The 22,330-nt window shown below is 45.4% G+C and carries 16 protein-coding genes; 5 read left to right on the forward strand and 11 right to left on the reverse strand.

What is annotated here, in order from left to right; genetic code table 11:
• Positions 1 to 367 precede the first annotated feature (367 nt).
• The 5 genes from UWK_RS06335 (at position 368) to UWK_RS06355 (ending at position 8,227) form a co-directional block, all read left to right on the forward strand.
• Positions 368 to 1,231 (forward strand): substrate-binding domain-containing protein, encoded by an 864-nt coding sequence (locus UWK_RS06335; RefSeq protein WP_015403527.1) that lies wholly within the window; start codon positions 368 to 370, stop codon positions 1,229 to 1,231.
• A gap of 12 nt (positions 1,232 to 1,243) precedes the next feature.
• Complete coding sequence (locus UWK_RS18305; RefSeq protein ID WP_015403528.1) at positions 1,244 to 3,688, forward strand: ATP-binding protein; 2,445 nt, start codon at positions 1,244 to 1,246, stop codon at positions 3,686 to 3,688.
• Between the two features lie 250 nt (positions 3,689 to 3,938).
• The gene (locus UWK_RS06345) at positions 3,939 to 4,391 is read left to right on the forward strand and encodes a MarR family winged helix-turn-helix transcriptional regulator (RefSeq protein ID WP_015403529.1); all 453 of its coding nucleotides are present in this window, start codon (positions 3,939 to 3,941) and stop codon (positions 4,389 to 4,391) included.
• Between the two features lie 65 nt (positions 4,392 to 4,456).
• Entirely contained in the window at positions 4,457 to 4,981 is a 525-nt protein-coding gene (locus UWK_RS06350) for a carboxymuconolactone decarboxylase family protein (protein WP_015403530.1), read from the forward strand.
• A gap of 510 nt (positions 4,982 to 5,491) precedes the next feature.
• The gene (locus UWK_RS06355) at positions 5,492 to 8,227 is read left to right on the forward strand and encodes a cation-translocating P-type ATPase (protein WP_015403531.1); all 2,736 of its coding nucleotides are present in this window, start codon (positions 5,492 to 5,494) and stop codon (positions 8,225 to 8,227) included.
• Positions 8,228 to 8,549: 322 nt separating this feature from the next.
• Here the strand turns inward: UWK_RS06355 and UWK_RS06360 are convergent, their stop codons facing one another.
• From UWK_RS06360 to UWK_RS06415, 11 genes are all read right to left on the reverse strand, one after another.
• Entirely contained in the window at positions 8,550 to 10,295 is a 1,746-nt protein-coding gene (locus UWK_RS06360; protein ID WP_015403532.1) for a two-component system sensor histidine kinase NtrB, read from the reverse strand.
• 202 nt (positions 10,296 to 10,497) lie between these two features.
• Entirely contained in the window at positions 10,498 to 11,004 is a 507-nt protein-coding gene (locus UWK_RS06365) for a hypothetical protein (RefSeq protein ID WP_015403533.1), read from the reverse strand.
• 333 nt (positions 11,005 to 11,337) lie between these two features.
• Complete coding sequence (locus tag UWK_RS06370; protein WP_015403535.1) at positions 11,338 to 12,207, reverse strand: formate dehydrogenase subunit gamma; 870 nt, start codon at positions 12,205 to 12,207, stop codon at positions 11,338 to 11,340.
• 131 nt (positions 12,208 to 12,338) lie between these two features.
• Positions 12,339 to 12,926 (reverse strand): formate dehydrogenase FDH3 subunit beta, encoded by a 588-nt coding sequence (fdh3B, locus tag UWK_RS06375; protein ID WP_015403536.1) that lies wholly within the window; start codon positions 12,924 to 12,926, stop codon positions 12,339 to 12,341.
• Positions 12,927 to 12,938: 12 nt separating this feature from the next.
• A complete protein-coding gene (locus UWK_RS06380; RefSeq protein ID WP_083907219.1) occupies positions 12,939 to 15,731 on the reverse strand; it encodes a formate dehydrogenase subunit alpha in 2,793 nt (930 codons plus the stop codon).
• Positions 15,732 to 15,752: 21 nt separating this feature from the next.
• Positions 15,753 to 15,941 (reverse strand): hypothetical protein, encoded by a 189-nt coding sequence (locus tag UWK_RS06390; protein WP_015403537.1) that lies wholly within the window; start codon positions 15,939 to 15,941, stop codon positions 15,753 to 15,755.
• Between the two features lie 91 nt (positions 15,942 to 16,032).
• Positions 16,033 to 16,665, reverse strand: a complete 633-nt coding sequence (locus UWK_RS06395; RefSeq protein ID WP_015403538.1) for a TorD/DmsD family molecular chaperone — start codon at positions 16,663 to 16,665, stop codon at positions 16,033 to 16,035.
• A complete protein-coding gene (locus tag UWK_RS06400; RefSeq protein ID WP_015403539.1) occupies positions 16,665 to 18,530 on the reverse strand; it encodes a 4Fe-4S binding protein in 1,866 nt (621 codons plus the stop codon). The genes UWK_RS06395 and UWK_RS06400 overlap by 1 nt, the downstream gene beginning before the upstream one ends.
• Before the next feature lie 256 nt (positions 18,531 to 18,786).
• Positions 18,787 to 19,203, reverse strand: a complete 417-nt coding sequence (locus tag UWK_RS06405) for a PilZ domain-containing protein (protein ID WP_015403540.1) — start codon at positions 19,201 to 19,203, stop codon at positions 18,787 to 18,789.
• 33 nt (positions 19,204 to 19,236) lie between these two features.
• Positions 19,237 to 19,908: a response regulator gene (locus UWK_RS06410; protein WP_015403541.1), complete on the reverse strand. Its 672-nt coding sequence runs from the start codon at positions 19,906 to 19,908 to the stop codon at positions 19,237 to 19,239.
• Positions 19,905 to 22,328 carry a cache domain-containing protein gene (locus UWK_RS06415; protein ID WP_015403542.1) on the reverse strand — a complete coding sequence of 808 codons (2,424 nt, stop codon included), beginning with the start codon at positions 22,326 to 22,328 and terminating at the stop codon, positions 19,905 to 19,907. The genes UWK_RS06410 and UWK_RS06415 overlap by 4 nt, the downstream gene beginning before the upstream one ends.
• Between the last annotated feature and the right edge of the window lie 2 nt (positions 22,329 to 22,330).

The following is a 22,330-nucleotide window of genomic DNA, read 5'->3' on the forward strand; positions in this document are numbered from 1 at the left end:
TGGCAGCATGATTTAACCATTTCAGTTTTCCCATTATACTGCGCCAGATCTTTCTCTACAATGGTGAACTCCTCTCAACCTTCTACAGGGCTGCATTACCAAAATAGTAAAAGATCCTTCAAGTAAGGGCTGCTTTCCAGCATCTTGAATGTGTTGACCAGAAACACAAAAGGAACATTTTTGTATTTTTAAGTGTTTTTGGGACATAAGAAATTTCCTAACAGTCCTTGCCTTCCCACTTGTAAATAATATATCATTCTTTATGGCAAGAGGTACTCTTGCTCCATTCAAGAGCAACACTAACCACTCAATTTACCTCCTGGATGAACTCATGAAAACAATTCCCATAACCTCAGGGAGATGACCGATGAATACTATGCTACATGTTTTCGTACTCTTTTTTACAGCTGCATTTTTTTTCTTTTTTAACGCTGCAGTATATGCCTCCCCTCCAATAAAGGCTGCAGGATGCAAAACGGAGTACTTTCTTATCCAAGATCTGGCTCGTGGGTATAAATCAAAAACAGCAGGAATTGTCATACCACAGAAAACCGGAAACAAGGTTGCTATAAAATTATTAACTGCACAGCAGGTAGACTTTGCCTTCACCTGTAAACCACAGGATAATCTCATAAAAAAATTTAACATCAGCCCCGAAATTACTCAAAACTGGAAATCATTCATCATTGCAAATGATCCTATCATTGTCGTTATTCACCGTGAAAATGGTATTATTTCATTAACTTTGGAGCAACTCAGTGGCATTTTTTCTGGAAAAATAAAGAACTGGAAAGAAATAGGTGGGATAGAGACACCGATTCAGGTTGCCTATCTTGACAAAACTGTTGAGAGCGGAGTTCTCACTCTTTTTAAAGAGCTGGTTCCAGACTCAGAGAATAACACAACAAAACAGGTGAAACTCAGACCCGATGCGTTTCAGGCAGCAGGGCCTAAGCAACTTGGAGCCTATGTGGCACAAAACCCCGGCGGTATAAGCTTTATGGCCCTGAGTTCTTATCGACGTCGTTACGGTTCCAAGGTGAACATTAACGGTGTCCCCCCAAATCGGGAAACCATTAAAGACGGAAGTTACCCACTAACAGTGACTTACCATATAATTTATGACAAACGAAAGGAGGAAACCCTGAAATCATTTCTTGGCTACATACAAAGTCAGGAAGGGATATCCATTATTAATCAGGGTTTTATCTCTCGTACCGAAAATAGATAGGGCCAAATATTAATGAAAGTGCACTCTTTAAACACCAAAATTATCCTCTGGACCGGGCTTTGTATTGCCTGCACCGCAATGATCCTTGTGGGGTATTCATCCTGGAACCTGAGACGTAATGCTGTTACACTTGCTCAATCGACTCTTCGCACATTCGCTCATCAACGTGGGTCTCTCATCGAGCAGGACATAAGCAGTGCCCTTGACACAAGTCGTACATTGGGGCAAGTCCTCAGCAAAGTTCACGACAGTGAATCTCCCTTAGATATCCCACGTTACGAGGCCTCTCAGCTCGTTCGAAGTATACTTGAAGAGAACCCTCACTTTTTAAGCGCATTCACCTGTTGGGAACCACTTGGTTACGACTATATGGATGACGGCTACAAAAATGAAGAAGGACACGACGAATCAGGTCGTTTTGCACCACTGTGGCGCAGGGGAGAAAACGGGCAGGCATTTATTCAACCCCTGCTTTTAAGTCCTCTTCACATGAAAAACAGTCAGGTACAAGCTTGGTATACTTCGCCACAGACAAAAAAAAACGCACACGTTTTTGGTCCAAGTTACGATAGTGAAAATGATCGCTGGTTTGTCACGGTCACAGTACCCATTCTTGATCAGAATAAATTCCAGGGAGTTGTTGGTGTTGATCTTGATTTGGGGCCGTTGCAAAACTCAATCCTCACAGAAGAACTCTTTGACGGCAATGCACAAATCTCTGTATTAAACCAAAATGGAGTTTATGTTGTCGGTAGCAACCCTGAGCATTTTTCAGAAGGAGAACTGTTAGATTCCTGCGATGAACATGGTTTTTTATATAATTCTTTACAGAATCATGAAGAGATTTTTGGTGTTCATAACAATCAATTTCATATGTTGCTTCCCATCCCCCTCAGTAACAGCGACACAACCTGGAACCTCCTCTTTGTTGTTCCTGTGCCGTCCCTGACAAAAGAAATCACCACCCTGATGTGGAAACAGATTGCACTCCTGATAGGTATTTTGGTCGTCATGCTTCCCGTTTCCCTATTAGGCACCAGACGCATTCTGAACCGCCCTCTATCCCTTCTCCTTGAAGGTGTTCAAAAAGTTTCCGGTGGTAACTTGGACCATGAGGTAACAGTTGCTTCCTCCGATGAGATCGGAACCATAGGCATGGCGTTTAATACCATGCGCATTAAACTCAAGGAGATGGTCTCTGCCCTTGAAAAACATCAATTGGAACTGGAAGATAAAGTCGCTCAACGGACCAAAGATCTTGAAAGCAAGAACAATGAAATAGAAGAACATCGAGGTAAGCTGCAAAAAGCATTGGATGAAACATCTGCCCTCATCCAGGCCATTCTTAAAGAAGGTGGAAGTCTTGATGTTTTTTTTGAAAATCCGGGCCTCCAGTCTTGCTGGGAGTTGATGAAGTGTACCAAAGAAGAATGTCCCTGTTATGGGAAAAAATCTCTTCGGTGCTGGCAGGTTGATAACACACTCTGCTACGATATGGGATGTAAAGAAAACTTTAAAGAAAAATTTATTGAGTGTCAGAAATGTAGGGTTGTAAAAGAGGCGACTCATGACCCGTTGCAGCAAATTGGTGAACATTTCAATAACATGATCTTTATGCTTCAGACCAATAAAAAAGAACTGGATCAAGCACACCAGCGCCTCCTCCAATCACAAAAAATGGAATCTGTCGGACAGTTGGCTGCTGGCATTGCTCATGAAATCAATACACCGGCCCAATTTGTGGGTACCAATCTTGATTTCCTGACAGAGGCATTTACTGATATAAACACTCTTGTGGAATCATTGAAAGAAATACCTTTTTTAAAAGAGGGAAGTGGTACCAAGGCATTTGAAAATGCACTTGAAGAAGCAGACTGGGACTACCTGGTTGCCGAACTTCCTCAGGCACTTGCTCAATCAAGGGATGGTATTGAACGGATCAGCTCAATTGTTCTGGCCATGAAAGATTTTTCTCATCCGGCAAGTAAAGAAATGACTCCGTCCGACTTAAATAAGCTTATTGCCACCACCATGACTGTTGCCAGAAATGAGTGGAAATATGTTGCAGAACTCATAACTGACTTTGACCAGCAATTGCCTCAGGTTCCTCTTTTAGCAGATCAGATGGGGCAGGTAATTCTCAATATACTTGTTAATGCAGCCCATGCCGTTGAAGAACGATACGGGAGTAATCCTGAAACTGGAGTCATAAAAATATCTACTGAGCGCACTGGCGACACAGTCAAAGTACGATTGGTGGATAACGGAACAGGTATGCCCGAAGACGTAAAAAGTCGAATCTTCGACCCTTTCTTCACCACCAAAGAAGTCGGTAGGGGGACAGGTCAGGGCTTGGCCATTGCCTATGATATTATCGCGAATAAACATGGCGGTAAGCTGGAATGTGAAAGTGAAAAAGGAAAAGGAAGCACCTTTGTGATTACTCTTCCACTCTGATAATCACCAGAGAGAACAGAGACACTTACATAAGCCGCTTTTAAACATATTCCCAAACCTATCCACTCTCATCCTTTTTTTATAGTGTGCAAAAGAAAAATATCTGGTCTAACGGCTCCTTGAAACATAAACCCAGGGGATTACCGGGAGGCTGATTATACGAAAGATACAGAGAAAAGATAGCATACATCATCGTGGAAAAAAATAGAAAATTTGACAAACAGACTAATATGGGTGTATATACACCCATATGGCCGATTCTAATACTATACACTTGGAACTATCCAACATACCTGCTCAATGTGTTGCCTATAATTTTCAGAAAACCGCAAGGGTAATAACATCTTTTTACAGAAGAACGATTGCCCCATCTGGTCTAAAAGGCAATCAGTTCCCTTTGTTGCTCGCAATAAAACTGTCACAACCAATTTCTATAACAGAGCTTGCAAAGACCCTGGATTTGGACCGGACAACATTGAGTAGGAACTTGAAAATACTTGAAAAAAATAGTTATGTTAGTTTAGAGCAAAGTAATGATCACCGCATACGAAACGTTCAGTTATCTGGAGAGGGAGAAGTGATTCTTAATCTTGCTCTTCCCCTATGGCAACAAGCTCAAAACACCATAGTAGAAAAAATTGGAAAAGATCAGTGGAGCAATCTTTTGTCTTCCTTCCATGATTTAGCAAGTATCGTAAAGTAGTTTTTTTTACCATGATAGGTGTACCTACACCTATCGTCAGCACACACGAACCATAGGGAAAAATTATGTTTATTATTGACGCAAAGCCACCTGAGAATCCAACCAAAAAACTGAAAGCAATGCTTGATGTCTTCGAAAAAAAGTTTGGTGGGGTGCCACCTCATTTTAAACTTTTGGGGACATTAAATTCAGATGAATTAGAGATTACCTTGGACTATGTAATTCGCCTGATGCAACATCCAACAATCAATCCTGATCTATTCACTTTCCTACGACTGCATATAGCTCAACAAGAAGGATATCGATATTGTGTACAGTTTAACACAAATCTTTTGAAATCTGCTGGTTATGACAATGATATAATCATAAAATCATCAGGTGATATCAGCAAAGTGCCATTTGAAAAGAAACTTCAAATTTTAGCAATTAAAGCTGTAAAAGGGGTGTTGCGATTTAAAGAATTTGGAAAAAGAGATCTGGACGAACTGTATGGGGTTGGTTGGGATGACAATGAGATTTTTGATGCCATTAATCATTGTGGCTTTATGTTGAAAAATGGAAGATTAATCAGTTCCTATATTCTCAAGTAGTTGTAAGCAAATGTATAGACTGCACTGATTTGTCCATTACTTTTAGTAAGCAGTTTTGTCCCAAACAAAAAAATTGCTATAGTAACCGTTTTTTGTTTTAAATACCGCTCTCGGTATTGTTAAGTACTTTCCTTAGGAAAGAAAAATGGAGTACAGAGTAGCAATCACTATGTTTATATTATTTATAATTGGTATGTTTCGTTTTTAACTGGGCTTTTGATGGTAAATTTGGACTGGATAATGTTATTCCAACCCAGAGTCGGGATAATTTAATAATTCAAGATCTTCGACCTGGCTCTTTAGACAATTTTAACAGCATTGCACTTGATGAAGCGCAGAATCATATTTTCTTCGTTGCCGAACACTCATAATTTCTTCCTGTCAGTCTTTTTATCAATGACTTAACCGAGTGTCCACTCTTTCATGGCAGGATCACTCGATAATTTGCCATTTTCTCCCAATAATACAAAAGCAGGAACTCAATCAACTCTTTAAACGAGGGAATCACTAATGGGAAAAATTCATCCTGTCACACCTTCCACTGAAAATGTAACAATTCAAATTCCTGATTCACCATGGGCAGACTCTTTAGAGGATTCCGTCAAAAAACTTCAGGTTGAACCTTCACAAGGGCTTAGTACAACAGAGGCCAGCGCACGTCTACAGACCTTTGGTCATAATATGTTGCGGGAAGTTAAGTCTAAGAGTTCATTGACGATCTTTATTAATCAGTTCAAAAATCTCATTGTCGTGTTCCTTATTGCCGCATCACTCCTCTCTTTTTCTTTTGGCGAATATGTGGAAGGCCTGGCGATTGGTATTGTTATTGTTATTAACGCTATTATTGGTTTTGTAACAGAATTAAAAGGAGCCCGTTCCATTGAGGCTCTGCGCAAACTCGGCAGTGTCAGCTCACGTGTGCGAAGAGATGGCAGGATAAGTGAGATTCTCGCCAACGACCTTGTTCCAGGTGACATTATTATACTGGAAGGTGGCGATGTCATCTCCGCTGATCTTCGTATCATTACTGCTTCAAGACTTCAATCCGACGAATCTGTTCTCACCGGTGAATCCCTCCCTGTCGGCAAATCAGTGGAAGTGCTTGGAGAAGGAACATCCCTTGCCGACAGAGATAATATGCTTTTCAAAGGTACGGCCCTTACTCGAGGTTCGGGAGAGGCGGTGGTCATTGCTACGGGAATGGAGACTGAGCTTGGGAAAATTTCCTCTCTGGTTGCAGGAACCAAAGAAGATGCGACCCCCCTTGAGAAAAGGCTCAATCAGCTCGGAAACTGGCTTATCTGGGTATGTCTCATTATTGCAGTATTTGTCGTTGTAACAGGGTTAATGGCAGGACAAGAGTTGTACCTGATGATTGAAACAGGCATTGCCCTTGCTGTAGCCTCAATCCCCGAAGGCTTGCCAATTGTTGCAACAATTGCCCTGGCAAGGGGCGTATGGCGTATGGCCAAACGTAATGCACTAATAAAGGAGCTATCAGCAGTCGAAACACTCGGAGCAACAAGCATTATCTGCACCGATAAGACAGGAACACTTACCGAAAATCGTCTCACCGCGGTGAAGTTTGCCATTGCAACCGGTTCGATTGATATACATATAAATTCCCCGGAAAAAGAAAAAACCTTTGTTGGTGATGCAGGAGAAATTTCTCTCCCTGAAACCAATAGAGCACTGCAACATGTTCTTGAAGTTGGTGTCCTCTGCAACAATGCTGAGATTACCCTCTCTCCTGAAGGAGTTATAGTAAAATCCGTAGGGGATCCGCTGGAGGTTGCCCTTCTTGCGATTGCCGTAAAAGCTGGTATGACCAGAGAAGACCTCGCTGTTCAATTCCCTGAAGACAAAGAAACATCCTTTGATTCGGATATCAAAATGATGGCAACTTATCATCGTGTTGACGAAGGGTACCGAATAGCTGTAAAAGGTGCTCCGGAAAGCGTTATTGAAGCATGTGACACACTCTTCACGGGGGATGGTGGAACTGCACTGACCGCTGAAGACAGGAAGCAGTGGAGTCAGTTAAATGAAGAAATGGCGGCTAAGGGGCTTCGTGTTCTGGCTTTGGCTGAAAAGCAGTCAAATAATCTGGAGGAGGAACCTTACGCCAAACTTCAGCTTGTCGGTCTGGTCGGGTTGATGGATCCACCCCGTGAAGATGTAAAAGAGGCATTGGCACAGTGTCGCGAAGCCGGGATTCGCGTTATCATGGCTACAGGAGACCAGGCGGTGACAGCCCAGGCGATAGGGAGAGCCGTTGGCCTTGTAGCTGAGGATAATGCCCAGGTTATTCATGGACTTGATTTGGGCAGGCTTGTAGACCTTTCTGAAGCCGAGAAAGATAGAATTGCTTCAGCACAGCTTTTTGCAAGGGTCAGCCCAAGCCAGAAGCTTGACCTGATAGCCTTTCACCAGGAAAGACATGCAATTGTTGCGATGACCGGAGACGGAGTGAATGATGCTCCTGCTTTGAAAAAGGCTGACATTGGTATCGCCATGGGACTTCGTGGCACACAGGTTGCCAGGGAAGCATCCGACATGATTCTTAAGGACGATTCCTTTGCTTCAATTGTTCATGCTGTTAAACAGGGCAGGATTATTTTCAAAAACATTCGGGCGTTTGTCATTTATCTCCTGTCCTGTAATCTCAGTGAAGTGATGACAGTCACCTGTGCGATGTTACTCGGCATGCCTCTGCCACTTCTCCCCCTACAGATTCTTTTTCTCAATATCGTCACCGATGTTTTCCCTGCCCTTGCCCTTGCAGCTGGAGAAGAGAACGACAATATTATGAAAAACAAACCGCGGGACAAGCGTGAACCCATCATGTCTAAAATACACTGGTTCGCTGTTTCAGGCTATGGAGCAATCATGACTTGTGCCGTTCTTGGTGCTTTTTACATTTCACTCAACACTTTGAATTTACCAGAAAAAGAGTCTGTCACCATATCTTTTCTGACCCTGGCTTTTGCTCAACTCTGGCATGTATTTAACATGCGGGAACGCAACTCAGGGGTTCTAAACAATGGTATTATTAAAAACCCTTTTATCTGGGGAGCACTTGCTCTTTGTACAGTGCTTCTTATGTTGGCCCTGTATGTTCCATTTATGGCAAATATTCTCAGGCTTGCAAACCCTGGATTTATTGGCCTGGCCCTAGTCTTGGCAATGAGCCTTCTGCCACTTCTGGGTGGACAGTTGTTTCACTTAATTCTTGGTCGAAAATAGACCTGATGAAGATTGATGTTCAGATAGGACTTATCTGAGCATCAATCAGCCTAAACTGATTGTGCTTCAAAAGCAGGCAAAAAACAACGTGCAAAAGGGGACAATCAGAAGTGGTCCCCTTTGTTTGAACAAGTATCTTTTTTTTGAGATTTTCTATAGTTCTCTTCAATTGAGTAGATCACTTCTCGCATTTTTCACGCAAGAAAATCTCCCAAAAGCTAAGACTTTTTCTGAAAAACTTCCCCGGAGAGGCTCTCTTTTAGCATGGTTTGATGGGCAGTATCATTATCCACCAGTAGAATTCGCTTTTTATTCGCTTTACTCACACCTGTTCTCCGGGAAGGATTATCTTCATGGTGGTGCCTTTTCCAAGTGTACTTTCCACTTCAATACGTCCGTGATGCTGTTCTATGATCTGATGACTCACGGCAAGACCGAGCCCTGTTCCATCTTTGCGGGTTGAAAAAAATGGATCAAAAAGTTTTTCCTGCTCCTCATCTGTCATACCATGCCCCGTATCGCTCACCTCGATGCAGATGTCGTCGTTTTTTTTGTGTGCAGCCAGAAGTATTGTGCCACCATTCTCTGTTACGCTGATACTGTTTTTGAGCAAGTTCAAAAGTACCTGAAGGAGGAGGTCCGGATCTGCATTGAATACTAGTTCTGAGTCATAGTCCTTCTGGAAATCGATCTGATGTGCCGCAAAATCCACTTCCATCAGACTGGAAAGCTTTCCAAACAGTTCCTCTGCTTTCACTTGTATACGCTGAGGTTCACGTGCTCTTGCAAACTGGAGAAGGCTGGAAATTGTCTGATTGAGACGATCCACTTCGGAGACCATGAGGTCAGCATATTTTTTTCCATCACTGCCAGGTTCCGACCTGGTGCCAAAGTATTGCGCAAAACCGCGCAGTGTTCCTAAGGGGTTTCGTATTTCATGAGCGACTCCGGCCGCCATTTTTCCCAATGAGGCAAGTCGCCTGGAAAGTTCGAGTTGCTGTTCAACTTTTCTGATATCCCGCATGTCTCTTAGGATAATCACCAGTCCTGTCTTTTTTCCATTATGGTCTAAAAGAGGTGAGGTTGAGAGTTTAACCGGGATATCTTCCCCCAGTGGGTTGTGACAAAGGACATCACTCTCGATGAGCAGTTGATCCTGCTGCTGATCATCCGTAAAGGAAGAGAAAAGTTCCTGAGGTTGCAAGTTATTCATCTCTGAAAAACGACGGGAAAGCAACTGTTCTGCCTTTTTATTACAGGAAACGATGGCATTGCTGCTGTTCAGGGTAATAAGTCCGGCCGGCATGCTTTCGATAACATTGTCAGTATAGAGCTGCATATTGACCAGGGTAGATTTACCAACTCGAATGCTCTGATAGAGAAAAAGAAAATACAGTCCAGCACTCCCGAGTAAAAAGAGGAGGGCTCCCATAAGGAGCGCCCGGGTTTTGTCTTCCTGCCGCGCAGTGTCGAAGGCGCTGGTTCCCAGACCAACCACGATTAATTGACGGCCTTTGTTCTGCATTTCCTCCTGCATCATCTGCATATGTTGATACATTTTGCCACGCATGGAATTGGATGGTGACGATGGCGTAGGTTTCCTGCCGCGTCTTGGCATAAGTGGTGGAAGTGGCTCAAAAATTCTTGCCAGTTCAAATACACTTTTTTCCGGTATTGTCCGGGTGACTGGTGATTCTGCGTCAAGTATTCGTTGAACCTCCTCTTTGTCTATTGGTGGGGGAAGGTCGCCTGCTTCGGCAACGCTTTCACCATTCTCGTGAAGAATGCGAATGTAAACGACGCTCTCTTCTTTGGTTGTCTCTTCAACCAGAGTTTCGAGGGGGTTACTTCCGCTCATGTAGTGCATCATTGATGTTCTTGCTCCCGCTTCAAAAGAACGTATCAGGGTCAGGCCCTGCTGGAGGAGGGAATTCTCAAGGAGGCGCTGTTCACGGTTGAGGTTGCGAACGGTTGTAAATGCAAGGATAACAGCCAGGAGGCAACTTGCAAGGATGAGTACAAGAGCGGGTTTTGAGAATTTAAATGGCTGGTGAGTGGAAGGCATCATAGGATACTGTCTTACTGAGGATATGTACTTTGAGATGGTTGGCTATTTGTTTCATTAAAAACACAGTATAACATAAAAAAAGGCGAAAAGTCGTGTGTGATATCAGAACCACGACCTTTCACCTCTTAAGAGATACTGAACTGGGTACCGGCGTGCTTATCGTTCAACACCGGTATTTGTGTCCTTGCCGTACTCTGTAAAATTATTCTGCAGCAAAAGCTGCCTGGCGCTTGGCTTGCAGTTCCTGTCGCATGGTGAAGATTTCTTTTTCCTGTGCCTGCAGTTCACCTTGGGTCATTGCGGGGTTACGGGTTGCTTCTCTATAGGCGAACTGTTTGTCATGGATCTGTTTGCGGAGCTCTACGGTTGCATCGAGAAACGCATTCCTTTTTTCAACCATTTCTGGGTTCATCATCGCGCCGCCGCGATTTTTGTAACATCTGCCCTGCTTCATTCCCTTGTGTCCCATTCCCATACAGGGACCAGCGTTATCACGAAAACAATCCTGACCATTGTTGCCCATCATTCCCTGTCCCCGCATACTGCCTGGACCCTGTCCGTTCATCATTCCCTGACCATTCATTCTTCCGTAGCCAGGACCAGCAGCAGGGATCTGAGGGTCTGGAGTAGCTGTGGTTGTCGCCAGAGCAACGCCTGCTACAAGTGAAAGGGCCATAGCTGCTGCTACAATATTTCTTTTCATTTTCATGGTGGTTCTCCTTAGTAGGTTGATGTTTGTTTTGAAATACTCAAAACGGGCTTTGTCAATATCGACTCTGCCTTTTACTTAGCATGTAGCGTGCCATGCCGGGATTTTAGTTTCATTGTCTTGTCTAACCATATAAATTTATGTAATAAAAAAAGTATGGTGTCTGATGTTTCAAGATGTGCGAAAAGAGAGGTGTCTAATTTATGTGCACTTCTGAAACGGAGAGACAGGAGGGAGTGTAAAAAAAATGGACAAGGTGTTCTGTTGACGGGGGAGATCCCCATCCGCCTCTTAAGTGACACAAAAAAGGCAGATGGAGAAAAAGGGAGGATTTTAATACTTGAATTTCGAGTGGAGTATTTTTAACTCGGCCTCAGCTTTATAACCGCTGATCATGCTTCCTAAAGCACCTTTGATTGCAGCCATGGACATGTATACGTGGATAATAAACATGGCTATCATGGCAGCGCCAAGGAAGTTGTGAATAACCGCTGAAAGGCGGAGAGTGTCAATGTTTGCAGGAAAAGAATAGAGAAAATACCCTGTGACGGCCATGACAGCCCCACCAAGAGTTGCCAGCCAGAACCACATTTTTTGCCCCGCATTGAATTTCCCTGCAGGAACCGGTTTCTTCTCCTTACTCAGATAACCGCCCATAATTATCATCCACTTCAGATCATAAAGAGCGGGGAGCATATCTTTAATCCAGACCAGAAACATAAAAACTGCAAATCCTGCAAATACCACTGCAGAGAGCAGATGGATGGTGCGGGCCATTATACCGATTGCCCCTCCGCCAAGGAGTGAGGCATAGATGATCATAAGTCCGGTGATCACCAGCAGGCTGAATGAGAGAGCAGCGCACCAGTGAACAATACGGACAAAGAGGTTGTAGCAGTAGACCTGCTTGCCACTATGGTCAAAGACCATGGGGCCGATTGCAATGTAGTGGAAAAAAAATATAACAGGAACAATGGTGATCACCAGAAGAAACAGTCTCGGAAATAGAAACTGCTGCAGATTGGTGAAAAGTTGGCCATACTGCTGCCACTCTCCCGTGAAATTCGCATTAATCTGCTGATACGCAACAGTGAGCAACGGTTCCGATCCAACAGCTTTCGGTAGCTGCCCCGATGATTGGGCAATGGCCAGTCCAGCCATTGTCAAAAATAGAATGCAGCCTGGAAGAATAATTTTCTTCATAAGCATCCTCGCAATGAGTTTGTTACGTAATCGTTCTCAATGGATCGGAGTTAACAAGTAGCAGACGATCACAGTACGTTTTTCTGTCTGTGATCGTCTGTCACGATGCGGGCAAGATCCATCGGGAACTATTACTTCTTATTATAGGCTTTATTCCATCCCCATGCATTTGCACCGGAGCCACGCTTAAAGACTCGTTCCCGATATACATCGGCAACTTCATCAGCATCACCTGCGATCAGCGATTTGGTGGCACACATTCCGGCACAGAGAGGTACCTTTCCTTCGGCGATCCGATTCTGACCATAGAGTCTCTGCTCTTTATCACTAAACGTTTCTTCGGGGCCACCGGCACAGAAGGTGCATTTGTCCATGGCACCACGGGCACCGAAGACCTGCCCGCTGGGGAACTGTGGGGCTCCGAATGGACAGGCCATAAAACAGTATCCGCAGCCAATACAGGTCTCCTTGTCGTGAAGCACAATGCCGTCATCACGTTGATAAATACAGTCCACTGGACAGACAGCGATACACGGTGCATCCGAGCAGTGCATGCAGGCGACTGATATTGATTTTTCTCCAGGTTTTCCCTGGCCTATGGTTATAACCCTGCGTCTGTTTACACCAACCGGTATATGGTTACCTTCCTTACAGGCCACCACGCAGCCGCCGCAGTCAATGCAACGTTCTATGTCACATAAAAATTTCATGCGTCCCATCTAGTATTCCTCCTATGCTCGGCTGATTTTACACAGACCGTCTTTAGTTGCCTGAATCTGGGTAACAATGTCATACCCATAGTTGGTACAGACATTGGCTGCATCGCCAGCCACATAGGGCGCATGGCCTTCGGGATAATTACCGGCAATGGATTCCCCCATGAGAGTTCCTCCGAAATGATACGGCATGAAGATGGTCTTTTCATCAACACGTTCGGTGAAAAATGCCTTGACCTTTACCTTACCGCCTTCAGGCGACTCAATCCAGATCATTTCACCATCCCGCACCCCCAGGTTGTTACCGGTAACCGGGTTGACTTCCGCATACATTTCTGGCTGCAGCTCAGAAAGATACTTATTGCTTCTCGTCTCGGCACCTCCGCCCATGTGTTCAACCATACGGCCAGTGGTGAGTACGAATGGGAATTTGGCAGCCAGATCCGGACTCTGTTCGCTCTTATAGCGTGTGTTGACCCTGAAGTGATTAGGTTTGTCCTCGTAGGTCGGATAGCTGGCAATGAGATCCGGGCGTGGTGAATGGAGGGGTTCCCGATGGATCGGAATTTGATCAGGGAAGTTCCAGACTATGCAACGAGCTCTGGCATTGCCAAAAGGTGCCATACCGCGTTTGATAGCTTCTTTGATGGTCTTTTGTGAGAGGTCGGTTTTCCAGTTGGTGCCTGGTACAACATCCTTGAATTCAGGATAGCCGCCTTTGACCTCACTGCCTGGATTGTAAATTCCCTCGGCAGCAAGCTGGTTTTCAGTACGTCCACTCATGTCATAGGTTTTTTCAAGACCGAAGCGGTTTCTGAACGGAAGACCACCTTTGGCCACTGATTTCGAAATGTCATAGAGAATAGGTGTGCCGGGATGTTCTTCGGTCCAGCATGGCCACGGCATACCATAATAATCACCATTGCATGGGCCACCCTTTGCCTCGAGGGTTTCGATGTCAAAGGTGTGCCAGTTTTCCATGTGCTTCTTGATCCGTTCAGGAGTCTGTCCGTTATAACCGATGGTCAGCATCCCTTTGTTGATCTCACGGGTGATATCTTCAGGTACTTCTTTGATGTTTTTATAGAACTTGTCGGCAAAACCAAGACGTTCCACAAGCTCTTTCATGATGTGGTAATCGTCTCTGCAGCCATTGATGGGTTCAACGATTTTGTCACGCCACTGAATCTGCCGTGATGTCGATGTTACTGAGCCAGAGGTCTCATACTGGCTTGAACATGGCAGGAGATAAACGTTGTCCGTGGTGCAGGTGGCTGCTGCCATGGTGGGGAAAGGGTCAACGATGACAAAGAGATCAAGTTTGTTATAGGCTCTGACGACTCGATCATACTGGGAGTTTGAGTTGGAGCCGCAACCCCATTGGATCATCGCCTTGATCGGTGTGTACTGATCAATCTTCTCTTCACCGAGTACCCCTTCATACCAGCGGGCAAGACTGAAACCCTTGGCGTTCATCCATTCCTTCTCTTTGAATCTGGAAACGATGAAATCATAATCAACATCCCAGACCCGGCACCAGTGTTTCCAGGAGCCATCAGCGAGACCGTAATAGCCTGGCAGTGTATCGGCCAGAACGCCCACATCAGTTGCGCCCTGAACATTGTCATGACCACGGAAAATATTGGTTCCACCACCGGATTTGCCCATGTTACCGAGTACCAGCTGCAGGATACAGAAGGCGCGGGTGATGGATGATCCGATATGATGCTGAGTTCCACCCATGCACCAGGTCAGTGAAGTGGGACGGTTTGTAGCCAGAAGCTTGGCAACGTGCCGTGTCTGGGCCGCCGGAATGCCAGTAACATTTTCAACTTCTTCCGGTGTATAATGGGCTGCAACCTTAACCATTTCCGGATAACCGGAGACACGTGTACGAATAAATTCCTTGTCTTCCCAGCCCTTCTGGATGATTTCGTTGATTAGTCCCATGATGAAAACACAGTCGGTGCCTGGGCGAATGCGTACAAAATCAGTCGCCTTGGCTGCAAGTTTTGTGAAACGCGGGTCAACGACAATAATCGGTGCGTTGTTGACCTCTTTGGCATGTAGAATATGCTGCATGGAAACCGGATGTGCCTCAGCTGCATTTGATCCGATAAAAATCATTGATTTGGTGTGTCTCATATCGTTGAGACTGTTTGTCATTGCTCCGTAACCCCATGTATTGGCGACACCTGCCACCGTTGTAGAGTGTCAGATCCTCGCCTGGTGGTCGACGTTGTTCGACCCCCAGAAAGCTGCAAATTTTCGTTGCAGATAGGCCATCTCTGTGGAGACTTTGGCACTACCGTTGAGGTGTAGGGCATCGGGGCCGTCCGTATCCCGGATGGTTGTTAATTTGGCAGCAATTTCATCCATGGCTGTATCCCATGAGATCTTCTGCCACTTTCCGTTGACCCGTTTCATAGGGCTTTTAAGCCGTTTTTCAGAGGTTACCATGTCAATGGCAGAGGCACCTTTACAACAGTAGCCACCACGACTGACCGGGTGATCCTGGGCTACTTCCTGTCTGACCCAGACTCCGTTTTGGACTTCAGCATTAATTCCACAACCAACAGCACAGTGGGTGCAGATGGATTTGACCATTTTAGAGTCAGGGTATGCTGCCTTTACAGCAGCCGGGGTGGCTGCTTTTGCTGTCATTTTTGTCGTCATAACAGCACCAGTTAAAGCCGCCGTTGCTGCTGAAAGTTTCAGAAATGAACGCCTGGCAACCTTGGGATTCAGGGTTACCCGGCTGGTCTTTGTCCCCACTGCAGAGGAACTGCGAATTTTTCGTTGAGCCATGTTTAGGTTCTCCTTTCTTGATTAACGCAGGGAATCGTAATATTTTTTAAAGGAATCTGTCTTTTTGTACAAAACTTCGTCGGGACGCTTTTCCGTCGCGCTTTCCTGAGCTTTTGCTTTTCTCCCGACAAGTGCAGTCCCTGCAACCACCGCGGTGCCTGCAAAGATTTGCTTGAGAAAGGAGCGCCTTTTGTCATCATTTTGTTTCATACGTTTTGTCCTCCATAGAGAGTTATGGGGTGCTGCTGCACTACGTCACACTGCGTTGTGCGGGCTTTAAGTAAAAAAACTGTTACAATTGTTAATGAATCGTCTCCGGTTCGCTTTCAAGAAGCCCCTGTTCAAGTTCCAGGTAGGCGTCAAGGAAGTTAATGCACTTGGTATAAAATTCAGCCTCACTATTTTTGCTGATACGCTCTCTGATCTGTTTTGTAGTCGGGATAAGAAAGTGCAGCAGCAGTTGATCCTGTATGCCTCGCGTCTCCGCTAACCCCTGTTTTTCTTCATTGATAAGGGTGATTAAGGCATCGAGCATAATGGGTAGAGAGTCTTCGGGGTCGGTGAATTTACTCTCCTTGACCAGTTGCGCCTGCTTAAGAATTTCCCTAAAATCTGCAAGGCTTGGACCGTAACTTTTACCATCTATATAATAGGCAGCATTTAGGGGAAGAAGCTGTTTTGAGTAAGGATCTACAAAAAGTGAGTGGTGTTCGTCTTTGATCTCCTGAAGGCTTTTGGCGGCCAGGGTTGTTCCGAGTTCATGGATAGCGGTGTCCAGATGCTGGTCGATGTGTTCCTTATCAAGTGCAGCAAAAAAACCCCGCCAGCGGCTGAGGCGGTCAGCATCTGGTTCGTCCTGGAAAAATGATTTCAGGAGATCAAGAAAACGTAGCCGTACCCGGCAGAGGTCTCTATCTGTGAGGTCTGTTTCCATTATACCTTCTCGCTGGACTGGTAGAGGTTAATAACACGGCAATCTTCGCAGTAGGAGAGGAGGTCGTCCTCACTGTCCCACATGTTTTTGCTGGAAAGAATAGCCATGACTCTTTCAAGTGATTTACGGGTACCAAATATCTTGCCGCAGCCTTTACATTTAGCTGGTTCCGCCTGGGAGAGGAGTTTTTCGCTGAAAAAGGAAGATTGCAGCGCTAGTCCCGGGCTTATCGTCAGAGCCTGTTCCGGGCAGACACTGACACAGATACCGCATTGTACGCATTGCACCGGAGTGTGCTTCAAAGAGTAACTGGCACCGTCGGCAACCAGAGCCTCCATACGACACTCATTGACACAGGCAATGCACTGGGTACACCTGTCCTGGTCACAAATGATTTCTCCAAAATATTCTGTGGCGATTGTTGCGGGTTCAGCATCACTCTGCTGCCGAAGAAACTGGATAATGTCTATAAGTTTCTTTCTGCGGCCGCTGAAGGAAAAATCATGGTAGAGATGTGCCAGTATGTCTTGGCCGCCGGTCTCGTCAAGAATGGCTTCCAGTTCAGATACAGTTGTCAAGCGGATAACCTCATCCTGCTTGAAGAGGGTTTGTAAAATTGCATTGCTTAAGGTCATTTGTGCTTCTGTATGGGAACTGTCCTTGCTGAGTACAAGAATCTGTTTTGCTCCCATGGCATACAACATCAGAAAGTGCATGGCATGTAGTGCAGGAGTTGTCGGATATTCCATGAAAAAAACATTTGTATGTTTTCTGCCCCTGCTGTGCCACCAGTGTCTGTGCAGCTCTCTTTCATTTCCGATAACAACGGTTGTTCCGGGAGTGAGGGGGAAGCCCCTGAAGTATTCTACAAAAGCAACATCATCAAAACGTCTGTATTGGAGTGATCCCGTGGGGCAACTGGCAAGACAGGCACCACACTCCAAACAGGCAAAGTGGTCTATCTGCACCCCCTGTGAACTCTGTTTGATGGCTCCGTGATGACAGGCGGTGAGGCAGGCTGTGCAACCTGTTTTAAGTCGTGCACTATACTGGCAGGAGGCAGATTCCCAGGAAATGGCTTCCACAACCTCTGTGGCGTAGATAGATGCAAAGAGTTTTGGGAGACTGTCTTCAGTGTAGATATTTTTTCGTTGTTCGGGTAGATCTATGGTGCACCCGTCAAGAAGGAGTATGGCAGGAGTTATGAGCTCTCGCCTGTCAACAGCGTAGAGGTCGATGGCGTCATGGGGGCAAGCCGCAAGACATTCTTTGCAAAAAGTACAGTGGGAAAAATCAAGAAAGAGCTGTTCCGAAAGGCAGTGTTCCGGACAGGCAGGGCCACATGCGCCGCAGTAGGTACATCGGCTTAGGTCCACGGGCTGTCTGACGGTGAAGTTGATCTTAAACCCGTTGTTTTTACGATGTATATGTAATTCCTGAGCTGTTGTTAATTCAGGGTCATAGCCCTTGGTGAGTATGGGGTCTATCTGCAGCACGCCGCCATAGGTATCCAGAAAGCTGTTCAGGGAATCGGTATCTTTTCCCATAACGGTAACGCGGGTGTCAGGCTCACGGGTATAGGATTTGTAGTACTGACTGCCATGGCGTCCGAATTCAGCGCGTGCCAGGGACATCATCTTTGTGTCGTCCGCATCCGTCAGGTCACCATTGAGCTGCAGGGTTGAAGACAGGGGAAATGACGAGTCAGGGTGGATCGTGGAGAATCCTCCGGCCAGGAGAACAGTTTTTTCCAGGCTGTTTGCAGTACATGGTACGGCACCAGGATGACTGGTAACAGCTGCAGAGAAATAATCTGAGTCTGCACCCGTTCCGGAGCAGAGAAAGTAGCCTGAAAATTTTTCCATTACTGTTTCTTCCTTAATAAGCAGTGGTTGCGGGGGTGGCTGTTGAGAATAACGCATTTCCTGTTGTACGTATGAGTATCAGCATGTCAGAGTCTTTCTCGTTGTGGTGGAAAAAGTTTTTTCTTTGGAGAAGCAGTACTTACAAACAAAATGATTGTACCGTAAACCTGAAAGGAAAGAAATCGGGAGAGACCCTTTTTTCTTGTAAGGCAAAAGCTGTCCTTGGTGTAGGGAAGTGCCCTACACTTTTGAGATACTATTCGTCACTGTCTCTATCAAAAGTAACAGAAATCTCATTGCCATCGTCATCTATATACTTCTGTTGCAGCAGGTCGTGCTGATCTATCTGCTTGATAAATTCGTCTGTGGTCTGGAATTCTGCAATAAGCTCTGAGATGATCTGCTGATTTCTAGTGTTTATCTCGGAAGTTTTAAAACCTGTGGTTTGCCTGCTTTTATGGACAAGAGTAGCTTTGAGCTGAATGTCCTTTCCTGTTTCAGTGTATATTCTGACTTGATACAAGGTTTCCTCAAGAGGGGTGGAGGGGTTTTTTACACCAAAGCCACCGGGGCTTATATCTCTGGCACTGGTCGTGATACGTATGCCATTGTTATCTGACAGAACAACTTCGCCACTGATCGGAACTCTGACATCTGCCCTTTTATGAGCCATTGTAATGTTCTCCTTGCAAAGTATGCATCTCAATTACAGGGGATGCATATTCTCGTTATCCGTCCATAAAACTGCACGACGGGTTAATTCTGTGCCATTTTTGAGATCAAGTTTTTGTTTGATTCTATCACGATAGGTGCCTATGGTTTTAATACCGAGCACCATTTGTTCAGCAATTTCACGTGTTGAAAGACCGGCTCCGATAAGTCGGAATACCTCAATTTCTCTGTCGGTAAGCTGATATTCTGGTGCCAAGTTTTCTTTGTCCGATCCCATCTGTAGTTTGTTCAGGAGGAGAGAAACCATATTGTTACTGACGTGGATTTTTCCCTCACGGATATTGCGAAGTGCGGCAATGACAGATTCCGATGCTTCTTTTTTCATGACATATCCACGTGCACCGGCCCGGATGGCACGCTCTGCCCATACAGACTCGTCATGCATGGAGAGCACCAGCATTGGAAAATTTTTGTTCCTGGAATTGAATTCCTTAACCAGATCAAGACCATTATCTTCGGCAAGTGCAACATCAATAATAGCCATGTCGGGTGCTTCTGCAGCAAAAGCCTTCCGTGCCTCAAGGATGTCTTCAGCCACTGCACACACCCGAAAGTCTTCCTCCTGGTTTACCAGTTCCTTCATGCCCATGCGGAAAATAGGATGATCATCCACAATAAGGATTTTTGTAAGAATTTTTGATGTCATCTGGAAACTGCTCCCGAAAGTCTTATAATCGTACCCCGGTCTTCCCTGGCCTGTATCTCGAGGGTGGCTCCGATTGCCTTTGCCCGATACTGCATGGTATGCAAGCCCAGTCCGTTTTTCTTCCGCTGCTCCGGTATCCCCGAGCCATCATCGATAATGGTGACGGTCAAGGAGCTATTGCTGTGCAGGACGGAAATTTCTATCATATTGGGTTGAGCATGCTTTGCAGCATTAAAAATAGCCTCTCGTACAATGTAGTATATATGTGGAGTGATGCTATTTGCAAGGGGTTCAACCCGATTATCAAAAGTGAGGGTGCAGGGGAGCGAATAACGCTCTTTAATTTCAGTAATTAATTCTTCGATGGCAGCTTCCAGTCCGTGTTCTATGATATGCACTGGATACAGGCCGCGGGAGAGTCGCCGCGTTTTTTCTATGGCGTCTCTGATAAGGTTGCGAATGGTGGAAAGCTGTTTGGCGTGTTCAGGAGACTGTTTTTCAAGGTTTTGCTGCAGAACTTTACTTAGCAACTCAATTCCGCTGAGATGGGACCCAAGGTCGTCATGGAGATCCCTGCCAATTTTACTCCGTTCTTCTTCGCCTATGGCAATGATCTGTCTCTCCAGCTTTGCCATTTCCTTTTCAGAACAGGTTTTCTGGATATGAAGCCACATTCCTTCAAGGAGCATAGTTATTTGCCGCATATCGGAATGGTCATACTCTCTGCTGCTGTCACATACTCCGACCACCAGGACTGGTGTGTTCTTGTCATGTATCGGAAGGTCTATACGACGCTCCACCTTTTGTTTGTAGGGGTGGGGAGAATACCTGGATAGGTCGTCAGGAGAGTTGGAAATAAATGTTTTCTTCTGCAGTACACAACTACCAGTAAGACCACTTTCAGTGAGAAGGGACGGGGGATTGCTCTCTTCCGGGCTGAGTCCGATGCTGCCGGTGGCAATGTTGATCTGAGAACATAGGGTACAGTGCGTCTGAGCTTGATTGACAAGGGCCATATAGCCTCTGCTGCTGTCTGTAATCTGAATAATTCGGTGGAGAACGAAATCGTACTTGTCTCTGATGCTGTACTCTTCCATCTCACCGAGCTGAAGCAGAGTGTCGAGGCGCAGTTCGTCACGTCGTAACAGATGTTCCTTTTCGATGATTTCATCCACCATGGTGTTGGCAAGTTCAGCCAGGTTTTCAAATTCAGTAAAGGTTGAGTCGGTATTCCTGATCTTTACATGGGTGCGGGCGGCTTTTCTAAAGAAATTGGTGAACAGGTTAATACCACGTTTTGTTTTGACCGAGTGGTAATAGGCCATGCCTGTCAAAAAGAGAACAGCTACAAGAAGAAGCCCAAGGAAGATGAAACCATTTTTGATGGATGTTGTGGTGACAGTTTGCGTTTCATTGGCGATGGTATTTTCCATGGCAGCCATGGAAATATCAACAACAAGTATCCAGTCCCAGTCGGGATAGCGTTTGATAAAGGAGAGTCGCTGCTGTTCTCTGCCTGAAATAGCATCGAAGGATGTGTAAAGGAAAGTGCCACCGGATTCATTATGAAGTCCGGTTTCCAGCATCATCTTTCCATAACTCTCCCTCTTTTTATTTGTCAGATCGGTGATTGATCTGCCAATGAGGGCACCGTTTGGATGGCTGAGAATAGTTCCGTTAGAGTTAAAACAGAGAATATGGCCATTTTCGCTGAACCTCATCCCCTGTACAGTGGTAAGTATTTCTTCCTGGATTGTTGTTTTTGTGATCTCCCGGGAAGTACCTGCTCCGATATACCAGTCAAATGGTTTGAAGTATTTAATAAAACTCATACCAGGAAAAGCTGGTTCTGCATTGGCACCTTTGCGGTACATCCCAGCTCCCTTTTCCTGTATAATTCTCATAATATCCTGGAAAATCACCTTGTATCTCTGGCCTCTCACCTCCATGGGGTTCTGTCCCTCAAGAAGTGGGTCATCTGCGAAAAGATCAATGGTATTTTCGGCGATCGTCCCTGCAAAATAATAAGCCCTGCCATTGTGCCAACGGATGGGGCGGAGGGTCTCTGCCGCCATGGAACGCAATTGGTCGCTGTCCAGGGTTTCTTTATGCATCTGGTAGATATGTGAGGCAATGGTGTATGCAGATTGAACTTTTATGCGTAATTCATCTTCAACGCGAAATACCGCCTGGGTGCGTTGTTGACTTATAAATTCCAGGACATTTCCAAGTTCTTCCTCTACCCTCTCCAGATAAAGTTTTTTGTAGTTTTGCTCTATGTTGGCAATACTCTGGAGGTGGTTCTGGTACTCATTGATACTCCAGAATATCGCTATGAGGAGAGCGAGTGCGAGGAGGACAAGAAATGCTGCCCGAAAGGGTGCTGATGCCAGGGATGGTCGTCTGCGTGATGACTTCATTG

It is taken from the genome of Desulfocapsa sulfexigens DSM 10523, assembly GCF_000341395.1.
Classification (GTDB): Bacteria; Desulfobacterota; Desulfobulbia; order Desulfobulbales; family Desulfocapsaceae; genus Desulfocapsa; species Desulfocapsa sulfexigens.

Excerpts from the sequence above, each read along its gene's own strand:
- UWK_RS06335 (WP_015403527.1), top strand. The coding sequence starts at position 368 with ATGAATACTATGCTACATGTTTTCGTACTCTTTTTTACAGCTGCATTT.
- UWK_RS06350 (WP_015403530.1), top strand. The coding sequence starts at position 4,457 with ATGTTTATTATTGACGCAAAGCCACCTGAGAATCCAACCAAAAAACTG.
- UWK_RS06405 (WP_015403540.1), bottom strand. The coding sequence starts at position 19,203 with ATGGCTCATAAAAGGGCAGATGTCAGAGTTCCGATCAGTGGCGAAGTT.
- UWK_RS18305 (WP_015403528.1), top strand. The coding sequence starts at position 1,244 with ATGAAAGTGCACTCTTTAAACACCAAAATTATCCTCTGGACCGGGCTT.
- UWK_RS06345 (WP_015403529.1), top strand. The coding sequence starts at position 3,939 with ATGGCCGATTCTAATACTATACACTTGGAACTATCCAACATACCTGCT.
- UWK_RS06390 (WP_015403537.1), bottom strand. The coding sequence starts at position 15,941 with ATGAAACAAAATGATGACAAAAGGCGCTCCTTTCTCAAGCAAATCTTT.
- UWK_RS06415 (WP_015403542.1), bottom strand. The coding sequence starts at position 22,328 with ATGAAGTCATCACGCAGACGACCATCCCTGGCATCAGCACCCTTTCGG.
- UWK_RS06410 (WP_015403541.1), bottom strand. The coding sequence starts at position 19,908 with ATGACATCAAAAATTCTTACAAAAATCCTTATTGTGGATGATCATCCT.
- UWK_RS06395 (WP_015403538.1), bottom strand. The coding sequence starts at position 16,665 with ATGGAAACAGACCTCACAGATAGAGACCTCTGCCGGGTACGGCTACGT.
- UWK_RS06400 (WP_015403539.1), bottom strand. The coding sequence starts at position 18,530 with ATGGAAAAATTTTCAGGCTACTTTCTCTGCTCCGGAACGGGTGCAGAC.
- UWK_RS06360 (WP_015403532.1), bottom strand. The coding sequence starts at position 10,295 with ATGATGCCTTCCACTCACCAGCCATTTAAATTCTCAAAACCCGCTCTT.
- UWK_RS06355 (WP_015403531.1), top strand. The coding sequence starts at position 5,492 with ATGGGAAAAATTCATCCTGTCACACCTTCCACTGAAAATGTAACAATT.
- fdh3B (WP_015403536.1), bottom strand. The coding sequence starts at position 12,926 with ATGGGACGCATGAAATTTTTATGTGACATAGAACGTTGCATTGACTGC.
- UWK_RS06370 (WP_015403535.1), bottom strand. The coding sequence starts at position 12,207 with ATGAAGAAAATTATTCTTCCAGGCTGCATTCTATTTTTGACAATGGCT.
- UWK_RS06365 (WP_015403533.1), bottom strand. The coding sequence starts at position 11,004 with ATGAAAATGAAAAGAAATATTGTAGCAGCAGCTATGGCCCTTTCACTT.